This is a genomic window from Sphingobacterium sp. UDSM-2020, assembly GCF_016132525.1.
Taxonomy (GTDB): Bacteria; Bacteroidota; Bacteroidia; order Sphingobacteriales; family Sphingobacteriaceae; genus Sphingobacterium; species Sphingobacterium anhuiense.
Genome location: NZ_CP066166.1, coordinates 385554 through 399255 on the forward strand (window position 1 = coordinate 385554; position 13702 = coordinate 399255).

The 13702-nt window shown below is 33.1% G+C and carries 14 protein-coding genes; 6 read left to right on the plus strand and 8 right to left on the minus strand.

Annotated elements, in window-relative coordinates; genetic code table 11:
- The first annotated feature begins 348 nt into the window (after positions 1-348).
- The 3 genes from JAZ75_RS01590 to JAZ75_RS01600 are packed head-to-tail and all read left to right on the plus strand — an operon-like array spanning position 349 to position 2290.
- Entirely contained in the window at positions 349-1407 is a 1059-nt protein-coding gene (locus JAZ75_RS01590; RefSeq protein WP_208699913.1) for a hypothetical protein, read from the plus strand.
- Positions 1397-1714 (plus strand): STAS-like domain-containing protein, encoded by a 318-nt coding sequence (locus tag JAZ75_RS01595; RefSeq protein ID WP_208699915.1) that lies wholly within the window; start codon positions 1397-1399, stop codon positions 1712-1714. The genes JAZ75_RS01590 and JAZ75_RS01595 overlap by 11 nt, the downstream gene beginning before the upstream one ends.
- A gap of 18 nt (positions 1715-1732) precedes the next feature.
- Positions 1733-2290, plus strand: a complete 558-nt coding sequence (locus JAZ75_RS01600; RefSeq protein WP_208699917.1) for a hypothetical protein — start codon at positions 1733-1735, stop codon at positions 2288-2290.
- 917 nt (positions 2291-3207) lie between these two features.
- Here JAZ75_RS01600 and JAZ75_RS01605 read toward each other — a convergent pair.
- The 5 genes from JAZ75_RS01605 to JAZ75_RS01625 form a co-directional block, all read right to left on the minus strand.
- Positions 3208-3921, minus strand: coding sequence for a hypothetical protein (locus JAZ75_RS01605; RefSeq protein WP_208699919.1), 714 nt, complete (start codon positions 3919-3921; stop codon positions 3208-3210).
- Between the two features lie 67 nt (positions 3922-3988).
- A complete protein-coding gene (locus JAZ75_RS01610; protein WP_208699921.1) occupies positions 3989-4162 on the minus strand; it encodes a hypothetical protein in 174 nt (57 codons plus the stop codon).
- Entirely contained in the window at positions 4152-4397 is a 246-nt protein-coding gene (locus tag JAZ75_RS01615) for a hypothetical protein (RefSeq protein WP_208699923.1), read from the minus strand. The genes JAZ75_RS01610 and JAZ75_RS01615 overlap by 11 nt, the downstream gene beginning before the upstream one ends.
- Complete coding sequence (locus JAZ75_RS01620; RefSeq protein ID WP_208699925.1) at positions 4394-4798, minus strand: DUF5675 family protein; 405 nt, start codon at positions 4796-4798, stop codon at positions 4394-4396. Before JAZ75_RS01620 ends, JAZ75_RS01615 begins: the two co-directional genes overlap by 4 nt.
- The gene (locus JAZ75_RS01625) at positions 4798-5559 is read right to left on the minus strand and encodes a hypothetical protein (protein ID WP_208699927.1); all 762 of its coding nucleotides are present in this window, start codon (positions 5557-5559) and stop codon (positions 4798-4800) included. Before JAZ75_RS01625 ends, JAZ75_RS01620 begins: the two co-directional genes overlap by 1 nt.
- Before the next feature lie 606 nt (positions 5560-6165).
- Between JAZ75_RS01625 and JAZ75_RS01630 the strand changes: the two genes are divergently transcribed.
- Together JAZ75_RS01630 and JAZ75_RS01635 are read left to right on the plus strand one after the other, a co-directional pair.
- On the plus strand, positions 6166-7245 hold the full coding sequence (locus tag JAZ75_RS01630; protein ID WP_208699929.1) for a DUF262 domain-containing protein: 1080 nt from the start codon (positions 6166-6168) through the stop codon (positions 7243-7245).
- Positions 7246-7274: 29 nt separating this feature from the next.
- On the plus strand, positions 7275-7898 hold the full coding sequence (locus JAZ75_RS01635) for an MAE_28990/MAE_18760 family HEPN-like nuclease (RefSeq protein ID WP_208699931.1): 624 nt from the start codon (positions 7275-7277) through the stop codon (positions 7896-7898).
- 440 nt (positions 7899-8338) lie between these two features.
- Here the strand turns inward: JAZ75_RS01635 and JAZ75_RS01640 are convergent, their stop codons facing one another.
- From JAZ75_RS01640 to JAZ75_RS01650, 3 genes are all read right to left on the minus strand, one after another.
- The gene (locus tag JAZ75_RS01640; RefSeq protein ID WP_021189749.1) at positions 8339-8563 is read right to left on the minus strand and encodes a CDGSH iron-sulfur domain-containing protein; all 225 of its coding nucleotides are present in this window, start codon (positions 8561-8563) and stop codon (positions 8339-8341) included.
- Positions 8564-9359: 796 nt separating this feature from the next.
- The gene (locus JAZ75_RS01645; RefSeq protein WP_132844040.1) at positions 9360-11198 is read right to left on the minus strand and encodes a UbiD family decarboxylase; all 1839 of its coding nucleotides are present in this window, start codon (positions 11196-11198) and stop codon (positions 9360-9362) included.
- Positions 11199-11276: 78 nt separating this feature from the next.
- Positions 11277-12146 (minus strand): hypothetical protein, encoded by an 870-nt coding sequence (locus tag JAZ75_RS01650; protein ID WP_021189748.1) that lies wholly within the window; start codon positions 12144-12146, stop codon positions 11277-11279.
- 204 nt (positions 12147-12350) lie between these two features.
- On the opposite strand from JAZ75_RS01650, the gene JAZ75_RS01655 reads away from it, so the two are divergent.
- A complete protein-coding gene (locus JAZ75_RS01655) occupies positions 12351-13610 on the plus strand; it encodes a deoxyribodipyrimidine photo-lyase (RefSeq protein ID WP_021189747.1) in 1260 nt (419 codons plus the stop codon).
- Positions 13611-13702 lie beyond the last annotated feature (92 nt).

Genomic DNA, 13702 nt, shown 5'->3' on the forward strand with positions numbered 1-13702 from the left:
ACTCAACTCAACTGCACGTTCTTTAAAGGTGCGATCATATTTTTTACGGATTTTAGTCATCGTTTCAAAATTAAGATATTTATTGTTCTTAACTTACACTGCCGACTAAGTTAGCAACTCCAAACACCTTAATCTCGATTTAGTATTTTTTTTACATAAAAAAATGATCTCATTAAAAACAATACAAAAATAACCGTAAGTTCGCAATTCTAATATTTTTCTTTAATTTATTAACACTAAAGAATAGTTAGATATGATTGTTAAAATCAAAATACATATATAATCTAAAAAATTACCCTTTATAGCTATTCAACCAGTAATAATCTGATCATAGTAATATAATCCTGAATGAAAATAAAAAAAAGAATTTATAGCATCCAAAAAAAAGCTTTAAAAAAGAGGAGGAAAAGAAAAGCATATACAATATCAAGAAATAAAAGAAAAAACTCTCCTTCTGGAAGAATAAGAAAATTTAAATATTCAAAACAAAACTATAGATCAATTGATTGGTCTCCCGTTGAAAGAAGAGTTAAATTAATAGTTCCACAAGATTTTTCTTTAATATCAAATCTAGATAGTGTACTTAAATTTTTTGAAAATTGTAAAAAATACAATTCTTCAATATGCAATGTTGTATTCTTTGATTTTCATGAAGTTCAAAATATTGGAAGTGGAGCAATTACAATATTATTATCAATCTGTGGATGGTTAAATGATCAAAAAATTTACATTGAAGGGAATTACCCTGAAGATCACACCGTTAGAACTAGATTTGAAAAATTAGGATTCTTAAAATATTTCCGGGCAAATTATCTATCTAAATTAAATAGTAAATCTAGATCTGAAATAGTTCAAAGAGGGATTAATACGACTAACCCGATTCTAACTGCTCGTAAAATAAGAGATGCAATGGAAACTGTCACAGGCCAACAAACTAAAAACACAAAAATTCAAGGAATGTTGATTGAATTAATGGCAAACACTGTAAATCATGCATATGAAAAGCACCAGAAGGGATGGTATTTATCATTGGATCATAACGAAATTGAAAACAAAGTACATTTCTGTTTTGTTGATAATGGTGGAGGTATATTAAATACTATCAAAATAAGATCTAAAGAAAGAATAATAAAATTCCTTGGTTTAACAGACGACGGAAATTTATTAAAAATGGCTTTTGATGGCAAATTCGGGTCAAGAACAAAATTAACGTACAGAGGAAGGGGCCTACCTTTAGTCAAAAATAATTTTGAAGATGGCTATATAAAAAATTTGATAGTAATTTCAAATGGTGTATATTACAATTTTGAAAAACAATCTTATCAAATTTTAGACACAGAATTTGAAGGAACTTTTTATTTTTGGGAATTAAATAATGATTGTAAATTAATTAAATATGGAAATTAGAATTTCTGTTGCAAAAGATTTTAGTGAAACCCCTGGTGCGAGATATAAATCTGATGGTTCATTTTCTGGACAAGAGTTTTATGAACAAATATTAAATAGCAAATTTGCTCAGGCTTTAGCTGAAAATGAAATATTAATCATTGATTTGGATGGAACTGAAGGTTATGCCACTTCTTTTTTGGATGAAGCTTTTAGAAGACTTGGTGAGGATTTTGGCCAAGAGATAGTTTGGAAAAACATTTCTATTATTTCTAATGATGAGCCAGATTGGATAGATGAAATTAGGTCGTACATATACCAAAGTTAAATCTCAAAATTTACATTTATGAATAAATTGAAATGGAACCATTTCAAATACCCTTTCTGTATAATTGGAGGGATTTTGCTTGGCTTTTTATTTTGTAACTATACATTTTTTGAATTTGATGAGAAAATAAATCTAATTGAATTATTTAATGTATTAATAACTGCTATTGTTGCATTGTTTTTAACAATGTATATTCAAGATAAACAAAGCAAAACTCAAAAAGAAAAAGAATTTGTTATTAACGAAATTAATGAATTACACTGTTTCGTAAAGGAAATAAAAGGATGCTCAAGGAAAAACATCTATCCTTTTGAAGATATCAAATCAACATTTAAGGATTTCAACGTTCAGCATAAATTTATTTCAGATATAATCTCCGTAAATGGTCAAAGTGAAATTCAAACTATTTCGGTTTTATTAAGAAGTCTGAGAAGAACCATTACTACAGAAAGCCCTATAGATGGTAACATAACTCTTAATAGTGTCTCTAAGAGAAACACTGTAGACAAAAAATTATATGAGCTAAAATTGTCTATCTTCAATCTTTTGAAAGTTGTAAACAACAATCACAAATAAAGCTAAAGGAAATAAGGCATTCCTCGTCCTCCTTCAGCAAAGAATGACGCCAATCCAAAGAGGCACTATATGATTCAGCCAGATATTAAAAAGGCATCATATAGAGCCTCTTTGCCCTTCGGGTGCTAACGCAGATTGTCACCATCCTTGCAGTTCAGTCCTCCTCCTCATAGGCGACTACCCTGTCTGTCACAGCGCATACTCTCCTGCTCTTTACATTTCGACAAGCTCCATTCCATTCACAATCAAGTATGCACTGCTTCATCCACCGTCGCCTCGAGTTTGGCTCGCCTGCAGATCGGTCGGGCTTCGGTTGCCATAGGCTGGCCAATAGTTTCACAGCCCCATATATGCCTAGACACCCTTGTGTAGGCGAGCTTTCGGCTGTCACCATTTTTGAAAACCCTTTCTCAAAACCCCAAATAATCAAAAATACCGCCAGCCACGCTCACCGACATATGCTGTCCCCCAGTACTACGTACCTCTTGGTCCACCACCCTTCCTCAACTCGCAGACGGCGAGCAAGTGCATTGCTATCGTGCGCAACCCGCTGCGCTCATTGCACAAAATAGCAACAACAAAGTTATTCTAAACTCGAACGGAAATTATCAACCCTTGCGGTACATGGCCAGTCCTCCTTCGTCATACTATCCATACACCTCAGTCCAAAAAGCAAGAGGTATATCGCCTCCGGCTTATACCACTTGCGAAAAATGGAGGGACTGCAAATAAGAAAGTTAAAAAAAGGACGTAAAATTAATTGGAGCGGGCTAAACAGCAAGATCTAGCCAAGGTTTTAAGGAAAATCTCCATCCGCCTACGGCAGGATAGTATTTTCCTCAAAAAACTTGCTTTATTAGCCCGCACCAATTCAAACAAAGACTTTCTTTTTTTTCCTTTTTTCTTTTGGAGGTAAGCTATAAAAAGATGTTTTCACGAAATGCTAAATAACCACTATCACCTAGCTTTTGTTTTAATCTATATGTGACCCTGAAATCAGTAGTAACTTGAAAAAACTGATATAATCTTTCAAATTCACGAATATACTTCTGAAGAAAACGATTAACATCTAGATTGATGCCAGAATCATAATACTTATAAATAGCCATTAAACATTCTTCGACGTTGTCCATCAAGCTCCAAACCTCATTAAATGTAGGAAACATAGCATCAGTCATCCTTTCCATATCAGCATCAGAATGAGCATAAAACTTATCACGTAAGATTTTTAATCTATTTACGACAGAATCTGGATTTTTATCTTCAATAATTTGCATAACTTCTCTAAAGCAGTCTAATGGAATATTATCCATAAATTCTTTATAAAGTAATTTGTTATAAAATTTACCAATTGAAAATTTATCCCCCTTCCCTTTTGAAAGAATTTTAGTTATTTCCAAAACAAAAAGAATCCAACTCTTTCTTGATAATTCATTATATCCAGGTGATTCCCCACGAACTAAATAATCCAAAATTTCTAAATTATAATTAGTCGTTTCTTCTAATTCAAATTTTTTTAAATAATTTTTGGGACTTCTGCAAAGATGTGTTTCTGCTAATGCAATTTTCGCTTTAATATACAAAATATAAATACTGCCTAATAATTCACGACAAGGGTCTTTTTCTTCCATAATATCTAAAAATACCAAAAGCTCGACATAATGCCGAGCTTTTAATTTGAATAAAGCCACCACAACTCTATTTTTTCCTTTTGGTCAGTGATCCAAGTACTAAAGATACGCAAAAACTAACGACCGCACCAAGGGTAGCCAGCAAAATTGTTTTCAACACATCACCCATTATCAATGCAGGATAAATACCCATCAATAAACCGCCAAAAGTACCATGACCAACTGCCGATCTATTCATCATTCACCCCCTCTGCTCCTTTATCGACCCTTTTATCATCAACAGTAATCTGACTGATAGCTGATATCACACCACCTGCAACAGTCAAATAACCACCAATACTAATAAGTGTAGCCGGCAATGAAATAGGAGCTGTGAGAATAGCCCCACCTATTGTAGCAACAATAATTCCTACACTCCTTAATACCTTGAAAAATTTCGGTGTAGGAGCCTGAGCTCGTTCCAGTACATTCATCATTTCCCCTTTTTTAGAACCTCCAATAAAACCTGTTCACCTTTATCAATCGAAGCATAAACCATATCCTTCAATTTATTAAAAGCAACTACTGACTGAACACCTCGCCCTATTCCACAAATTCGACTAACCGGAGCAATACACCCTCTCAATTCAGTCTTCGCATCATTAGCAGGATGAAACAAGATTTCATTACGATTAACCACTTCTTTCACCAACAAATGCCACTTAAACTTTTTGCTATATCGCTTGGACAGTACATAAGTCCCTTCTGGAATACAAGAATTATTGCGAACATTATCCAACCACGGCAACTCAATAGCATAACACACAAATTCACCTCCGATCCAAATCTCACCATGAGTACCCTGACTATGATAAGTCCGCAATAAATGCACAATCATTACACACCAGTATCAACTGCAACCAAATTCAATGCGTTGAATGCGCCGTTATTCAGCGAATAGAAAGAACCATTCACTTGCTGAAGGAACTCAATACCAAACACTAGAAATAATGGCTTAGTAGATCCGGGTACTCCTAGATCATTGCTCAGCATCGTTAAAGTTGTATTTGCGTTGTCATAGGGTAATTCAGCCGTACTAGATTGAGCCAAAACAAAAGTCTCATTCTCAAAATCAACTTCCACACCAGCAGAAATAAATCGAAAATGCGTCGTGCCCCCAGGTGCAACAATTTGGCTGTTCGGATTAAAGCTTGGCACATTCACATCCATTACTCCACCCAGCCGATCAATTTCAAATGAAGCCGGAGCATATACAGTGGCAGATAGTCTAGCGTTTCCATTGAAATCAAATCCCTGCAAAAGAATTAACTCCCCATCCAGCACATTTCGCTTACCACGATCGCTTACTTGATCCGCTTTGATGACCTTCATCATCAGTTTGACTAATCTCGAAATCATTCGAGAATCCTGTGTCTTGTTTAATACTGGACGGATTGCCGTACATAGTGCCTTACTTGCTTTACCAGACCTTCCAAACTCCGCCGCGTTCTCTCTAGTACGCTGAAATTTGGGATCGTTTAAAAAGCGGTCCTTATCAACCCCACCCTTTTGTCTGGCTAAATAGCCATCCTGACTTTTGTAAAAAGTAATATCCCCGATAGTACCTTTCAATTTAATAATACCTGATTGTCTTGCCATCTCACTTAATTTTTAATCTCACCTCCGCTGCAGCTATTAGTGACTATAGGGCAAAACTTGAAAAAACTTCCTTCAAATTAAAGGCACACCGTACCGAATGGCACTATTAGACAATCAATTACTTAAATAGAACATAAAGAATCAGTAAATTGCAACCAGAAATAGCCACCAATACAACTCACAAGTTGTTAACAACTTGGTAGAATTAAATATCAGTCAGCTACCCTTGATTTAAAGCCAACTAACAGCATATATAAAGTGTACATAAAGTATTAGTTTATGAAAAGAATTTGTATTTACCCGAAGGATATTTCCAGAATCACAGGTAAGAGCTACCGGCAAAGTCTACGCATTTATAACAAAATTAAAGAGATTCACAATAAGCAATCCCATCAATTAATTACAATTAAAGAGCTTTGTAACTACCTTAAATTAAATCCCGATGAAATCCCAAACAGTTTATAGCTTTAAATACTGGAAAATTATATAAAAAAGTATTTGATACAAAGTGATGCTCAAAAGAATATGAAAAAATGAACATAATTATTGGAAAAACTCATTACATTGGTCCTATTAATTAATATTGATTCAAATTTTAACTCATATATGGAAGATATTCTACAACAAATCGAAGAAAGACGAACAAGTTTTAAAACTGACAATTATTCAATGTCTATTGGAGAACTTGTAAATTTGTATGAAAACGATGAAATAATAATTAGGCCCGAATATCAAAGGTTATTTAGATGGACTCATACGCAAAAAGTTAAATTAATTGAATCCATCATTTTAGGAATTCCAATTCCTTCAATCTTTGTATATCAAAATGATGATGGAATTTGGGAATTAGTAGACGGTTTACAAAGAGTTTCATCTATACTACAGTTTTTTGGAGTATTAAAGGGCGAATCTCCTTTAATTTTAGAAGCAACCAAACATATACCTGCATTAGAAGGAATTAAATGGGAGAATGAAGTTAATCCAGAAAAGGAATTACCATCAGGCTTAAAGTTAGCACTAAAAAGAGCAAAAATCCAACTAACTATTATCTTAAATGAATCAGATAAAAGGGCAAAATTCGAAGTCTTTCAAAGACTCAACACGGGTGGATCTAATGCTTCTAATCAAGAAATTAGAAATAATATTATGATTATGATAAATCCAACTAAATTTGATTGGTTTAACTCTTTAACTTCTGACACTAATTTTTTAGAAACATTATCGTTATCAGATAGATTACTAGATGAACAATATCATATGGAACTTGGTCTAAGATTTATTGCGTTATCATTTTTTGATTTTAATATTAAAAAAGATGTATCTGATTATTTAGATGATATTAATGAACAAATACTAGAATTAGAGGATGCTAAGCTTACAGATATTCAATTAAACTTTACCAAAACTTTTGAAAAGCTTAATTCATTGCTAGGAGAAAAGTCATTTAAAAAATATAATGGCGCAGATTTTAAAGGAAAGTTTTTAGAGTCATCATTTGAAGCAATTTCTACAGGATTATCAAAAAATATCATAAAATATTCTGATTCTGCCAATGATCAAGACCTATTTGATAAAATTAAAAATCTATATCATCAAGAAATGTATAATAATACATCTGGATCAGGATCAAACGCTAAATCTAGAATTCCAAAATTAGTTCCATTTGCAATTGAATATTTCAGATAATGGGGAAAAGGTTATATAATTTCGCGGAATTGTCAAAATATCTAGATGAAGAAATTGCTTGGAGACGAAAAGAATTACATATTGTAAAAGCCTATATTCCCACTCATTCTAATTCAAAACAAAATGCCGCACTAAGATTTAATGTACCTATTCTTTATGCTCATTTTGAGGGTTTTGTTAAAAAATCAACTGAATTATATTTGGAATATGTTGCGGGTAAATATTTAAAACATTCCCAGTTACAATCACAATTTGTTTCTTTATCATTATCAAAAAAAATTGGACTACTTGAAGTGAAAAATATTGAAGATAAAACAAAGATTATTGAGTTCATTTTAAGCGAAGGTGAATCAAAGTCCAACATTTTAACAAAGAATGTAATACAAACAAAGTCTAATTTAAAATATAATGTATTTAAGGAGATCTTATTCACTATTGGTATAGAAGAAAAAAAATTTTCTCAGTTTGAATCATTAATAAATGATTTAGTTGAAGCTCGTAATTATATTGCACATGGAGATTATTTAAAAGTCGATTTAGCAACTTTTGAAACAATGTATGACGATATTCAACAAATAATGTTAGATCTCAAAACCGAAATTGAAAATGCAGCTTCACTGGAATCATTTAAAAAGACAATTACAACACCATAATTTAAACATCACATTGAAGCACATAATTTGGTATATCTAGGTAATCATTATATTATAGCTTCAAAAGATTCAATATCAGAAAAGACGTGATTGTAATATAGACATCTAAAAGTAAAGTTATATGTATTTTTTGTATATTAGAATAAGAAATCAGAAGTAGGAAAAACGAAATTGGCTTTAGCGAGACCTTTTAGAGACCCGCAAAAACTAAACGTTATAAAAGATACAAAATCAAGGAGTTATAAACAAGGTTCGAATCCCTCGCTCTCCGCTAAAACCTTCATCATTTGATGAAGGTTTTTTTATGCAATGACTTTTCATTTTAAATGCATAAAATAGCAATTTCAGATTAAAACAAAAAACCCATTTAGACATCATAATAACATCAAAATGGGTATTATTTATTTTAATTTCGTAATCAAATTTGCTTACAGAAGTGGCTATGCTTTCTTTGGAGGAAGATCAAAGGCAATAGCCTCATGTTCAAAATGACCATTGTGAGCACCATCGCAAAAAGGTTTATTTTTGGATAATCCACAACGACAAATCGAAAGTACTGTTCTTCCCTGCAAACCATAAGTGTCACCATTTCTATCAACGATTTCAAAATCGCCTTCAATTTTTACTGATCCGTTATTATTAATTGTAAGTTTCGTCTTCGACATATCTATTTTATTAATGTGTTTTCTATACAAAACTAGAGATAATGAACTAACTTTACGCAATCTCACTTCTATTTAGAAGCGTTCCGTTTAACGAAATTGAATTCTCTAAAAAACAACAAATACAAGCAAGCTAATAAAAACAGATTACTAGAATATCATCCCCCTTTTAGGTGAAAAAAATATTCCTAAAATATAATCTCTTAAAACTCCCAATCTCAAATAAAAATCTTGATCCTCGTAATGGATTGGCAGCAAATTTGTAAACTTTGTAAACAAAGCTTACTGAGGGTACAAAAAGAGCGCATAAAAAACAATAAACAGTAGGTAAAGAATTAAATAACGGTATAACTGATTTTTTAAAAGGGAAATAGGTCTATGAATTCTATTTGAGCATTGTTCGTAAAACTTTCGGGACTTGAACGTATATGATTCAACATTTGCTCGAGATGCTTTTGACTATAGTTTAGCTCCCTACCTAAACAAAGTTGAATATACAGCGAAGAAATAACAAATTATTTCCAAAACACTGCCCTAGGAATATACTATCTTTAACGAGTCAATGTCAAATGGTGTCTGCACTTTCACGGACAAGTACGGAGTTTCACGGACTAGTACGGACTTTGATATCATCATCGTAACAATTATTTGTTTATTGAAACATAGTTTCAAGTGGTGGTAGTAAAACTACTGAAAATTGTAATTGAATATTATTTATATACGCAATAAAAAAGAGGGCATAAATAATCATATTTAAACCCTCTCCTTGACGAAAACTATTAAAAGTTATATTTGATCACTAAATAATACCGTGTAATGATCCCCCCTTTGCTCCCATTGCGTCTACTCTTTTTTCAACAGCAGGATCTTTAATTAAGTCAGGAGCATGGTGCGGCTTACGTCTTGCATCGATAATAACCGGTCCATAACAACCCCAATGTTTATATTTTGTAAAGCTATTGACACCATAAATATCATATGCTGGATTCGATCTTGTAAAGGTTACCCATACAAAATTGTTTTCATTTGCAGCAGTAAAAGATGCGTCATCAGCTAAAACAACCATCTGTATCCCCGTAAAATCAACGTCTTTCATTCCATCACACCAATCCTTCAAAATCACTTCCTCTTGCTCATAAGATGTAAATGCAGCACCATCGACAACAAGGATACCCGGCATCGCCATCTTAACATGATTGAAAGGACGAGGAACCGATAATCCCAAAGGAATTTCATTACTCAATATTCTTTTCTTTGAACCTGCGGCTGCAAAAATAACTTTAGAGCCGGCATTAAGTCCATCACCAGAATAATCGAGAGTATCTATAGTCGTATTAGTATGAAAATGTAAATCTCTTGAAAGATCGATTCTTTCTAACATATGACGCAAAAAACCTGCAACATCATAAATATTAAGATCAGGATCATCTTCAATCGCTGCAATAAATAAGTACTTCGCTAAACTCAGTTGATTTTTACCCAATGCCTGGCTGGCTATCGTCAAGATCTCCTGCGGTCTATCCACTTTTTGATACGGCGTGTAGCTTTCTCTTCCTATAGCAAACAATAAAGGATGCACACCAGCGGCATCAACAGCATGAACAGCCTGCAGACCATTAATTTCCTTAGGAATTGCGGCACCTGTAATTTCGTGAATCAAATTACCAAAACTTGTATCTTCCTGTGGAGGGCGACCAACAACGGTAAAAGACCAAATCGGATCTTTTTTATGATACACATTATGAACTTTCATTAAAGGAAAAGGATGGGTTAAACTATAATAACCGATATGATCACCAAAAGGACCTTCAGGCTTATTTTCATTAGGATACACAGTTCCTGTTATCACAAAATCAGCATCTGCTGAAATACAAAATCCCTCATGATCATAAAAATAACGAAATCGACGATTTCCTAGAGCCCCGGCAAAAATCATTTCTGACAACCCTTCAGGTAAGGGCATTACTGCTGAGAGAGGATGTGAAGGTGGCCCTCCGATAAAAATACTAACTTTCAAAGGTTTCCCTAATTGATTTGCTTTTTGTTGATGAATACCAATACCTCTATGTAATTGATAATGAAGTCCTATTTCTTTATCTTGAATATAATCATTACCAGAGAGTTGTATACGATACATCCCTAGATTTGCCTGCATGATACCCGGCTTAGTAATATCCTCTGTATAAACTTGAGGCATGGTTACAAATGCACCACCGTCCATAGGCCAATTTACCACTTGAGGCAATTTGCTAATTTCAGTTTTACCATACAAAATAGGCGCATTAGATTTCTTTTTCCAAGGAAGAGCTCCTAATGCAACAGCCGAAGAGCTTAAATATTTAAACGGATTTTTTAAAACTGCGGTAGGGTCCATCTTGACATCAACCAGCTTTTTAATATGATCTAATGTATCCCTAAACATAAATTTAGAACGGTCTAAAGTCCCAAATAAATTAGAAACTGCAGGAAAATCTGTGCCTTTTATATTTTCAAAATACAAAGCCGGTCCCTCTACGTCGAAAACACGCATGTGAATGGCTGCCATTTCTAAATAAGGATCTACCTCTTCCTTAATTCGGATCAAATGTCCATGTTGCTCTAAATCGCTAACACACTCCGCTAAACTTCTATATCCCATATAGCTCCATTCTATTGTTCTATTACAAAATTAACAGAATAATTGGGAGGAAAAAGTTTTAAAAATACTTACCTTGATTTATTGATCAAGCAAAAAGCAACGATTAATTGTGGTGAAAGTGAAGTGCACTTTTCTAGACCAGCTGGTATTATCAACTTCAGCTTCATATTTCATCACTCTCCTAAATTCATCAAAATTCTCTTCATGAATTCGATAAAAACGAGTGTATACCAATTTTACCAACCATTTCTTGATCGAAAATGTTTTATACTCACGATCAGGATGGTAAACTTCCATGTATTGATTAAAAAGCTGTTTATAGTTTAAAGACTCCTCCCCGCCCAAATAAATTACCTCACCAATAAAATTATCTTCCCAGGGAATTGTCCTAATCCAACGATAAACATCCAATAGCGGGATAGGCTTAAATTTTAAATCGCCGATAAGCTTCCAGTAAGGAATAAATTTACTCTTGGCCAAGCGACCGAATATATCACTAATAATAGTCCCCTTCCCTACTGCACTACATTTAAGGACAACCGTATATTTAACTCGATGTTCCTCAAATAAACTCTGAATGGCGTCAATGTAGAACGAATCCATCAACTGTGCAACATAAACAATTCTATTGCACATGTTTTCCTTGCAAACTTGAATAAAATTTCGAAGTGAAATAAGCTCCATTTGCATATTTAATTGGTCATTCAAACCCGGAACCTGAGTAAAGTAAATCCCTAACTGCAAATTTCCTAGAGAGAAATTTTTACTCAAAGTATTTGTTTTAAATAAATCAATTTCAATTAAATCTGCGGTTACAGGTTCATTTAATCGTTTATTAAAAAGTTCCAAATTACGAACCAATCCAGTGACTCTAAATTCCTCAGAATTTAGATGACTGACAGCCCTTCTACCCAAATACGTGTTTAAACCAGTAATTAATACTTCCATGAATGAACCATTCAAATTTCTTTAATTAGAGATTAAACAAATAAAAAACACTAAGGTTTAATTACCACCATTTTTTTACACTTACAATTATTGTCCTTTTATTGTCAATATGTAAATAATGTCCATAAAACAAACAATAACCTTATATATTTGTACTTCCTATAAGCTTTTTCGAGGAAAATAATACAAAAAAATTATATCTGTATGGAAAAAAGGGCCGCGTTGATCTGGTTTAGAAATGATTTGAGGCTTCATGACAATGAAGTGTTTTTAGAAGCATCCTCAAAAAGTTCCTTTATCATCCCTATCTTTTGTTTTGATCCCAGATATTATGCTAAAAACCAATACGACTTCTTAAATACAAATGTTATAAGAGCTGCTTTCCAACTAGAAACAGTTAAAGCCCTCAAAGAAAAATTACAGTCCTTAGGAAGTGATTTGATTACTTTTGTCGGCTATCCTGAAGATATTATTCCTCGCATTGCACAAAAATATGAGGTCGATGAAGTCTATCATCATCGTGAAGTTGCTAACAGAGAAACTACAATATCCGAAAAAGTAGAAGAAGAACTCTGGAAAAGTAAAATTAATTTAAAGCATATCATCGGTCACACCCTCTATCATAAGGAAGATTTACCTTTTCCAATCCGTGATATACCAAATTCATTTGCAACATTCAAAAAGAAAATAGAACGGGAAAGTTTTGTAAGAAGATCAGCAGATTACCCTACTAATTTTGTAACAGCCCCTCATCTCGAAAAAACAGCTCTACCTACTTTGGAAGAGTTAGGTTATAGCAAAGAAGAAATAGAACTTGTTAAAAACAAATTCATCGAAGGTGGAGAAGATCTAGCACTTGAGATGATGCAGGCTGTACTGGATGATCCTAGAGGGTCAGAACATGACTATACATTACTATCTCCTTTTATAGCTCTTGGCTCATTATCGCCGATAAACCTATATCATGAAATTAAGAAAAGGGAAAACGGTAAGAAAAACAAACGTTTTGACAAAATCATAGATATGTTACTCTGGAGAGACTATTTCAGATTCATGTTAAAAAAATATCCAAATGTTTTCTTTAAGGAGAAAGGATTTAAAAAAGAACAAATAATGAGTAAAAATGATCAATTACTCTTTGATAAATGGAGATTTGGAGAAACAGAAAATGATTTTGTTAATCAAAGCATGATCTTACTCCAAAAAACTGGATACCTCCCTTACTTTGCTAGAATTATTGTATCGAGCTTTCTTGTGCAAGAATATAATATTAATTGGCTAAAAGGCGCATATTGGTTTGAACAAAATATATTCGATTACAGTCCCGCAACCAACTATGGCAATTGGTCGCATATAGCAGGGGTCGGCACAAGTGAAAAAGATAATACACCAATAGATTGGCAAAAGTTAATTAATACACATTATCCAAAAGGTATTCAAGAACCAGAGGATTATTGGGGTTAATAACAAAATGGCTTATTTGAATAATTAAATAACAAATCATCATATAGAGTCAAATTTTTATTCACAATAAAAACAAGATTAAAATTGAAATT

Coding starts and splice junctions, on each gene's coding strand:
- JAZ75_RS01590 (WP_208699913.1), top strand. CDS start 349: ATGAAAATAAAAAAAAGAATTTATAGCATCCAAAAAAAAGCTTTAAAA.
- JAZ75_RS01595 (WP_208699915.1), top strand. CDS start 1,397: ATGGAAATTAGAATTTCTGTTGCAAAAGATTTTAGTGAAACCCCTGGT.
- JAZ75_RS01600 (WP_208699917.1), top strand. CDS start 1,733: ATGAATAAATTGAAATGGAACCATTTCAAATACCCTTTCTGTATAATT.
- JAZ75_RS01605 (WP_208699919.1), bottom strand. CDS start 3,921: ATGGAAGAAAAAGACCCTTGTCGTGAATTATTAGGCAGTATTTATATT.
- JAZ75_RS01610 (WP_208699921.1), bottom strand. CDS start 4,162: ATGATGAATAGATCGGCAGTTGGTCATGGTACTTTTGGCGGTTTATTG.
- JAZ75_RS01615 (WP_208699923.1), bottom strand. CDS start 4,397: ATGATGAATGTACTGGAACGAGCTCAGGCTCCTACACCGAAATTTTTC.
- JAZ75_RS01620 (WP_208699925.1), bottom strand. CDS start 4,798: ATGATTGTGCATTTATTGCGGACTTATCATAGTCAGGGTACTCATGGT.
- JAZ75_RS01625 (WP_208699927.1), bottom strand. CDS start 5,559: ATGGCAAGACAATCAGGTATTATTAAATTGAAAGGTACTATCGGGGAT.
- JAZ75_RS01630 (WP_208699929.1), top strand. CDS start 6,166: ATGGAAGATATTCTACAACAAATCGAAGAAAGACGAACAAGTTTTAAA.
- JAZ75_RS01640 (WP_021189749.1), bottom strand. CDS start 8,563: ATGTCGAAGACGAAACTTACAATTAATAATAACGGATCAGTAAAAATT.
- JAZ75_RS01645 (WP_132844040.1), bottom strand. CDS start 11,198: ATGGGATATAGAAGTTTAGCGGAGTGTGTTAGCGATTTAGAGCAACAT.
- JAZ75_RS01650 (WP_021189748.1), bottom strand. CDS start 12,146: ATGGAAGTATTAATTACTGGTTTAAACACGTATTTGGGTAGAAGGGCT.
- JAZ75_RS01655 (WP_021189747.1), top strand. CDS start 12,351: ATGGAAAAAAGGGCCGCGTTGATCTGGTTTAGAAATGATTTGAGGCTT.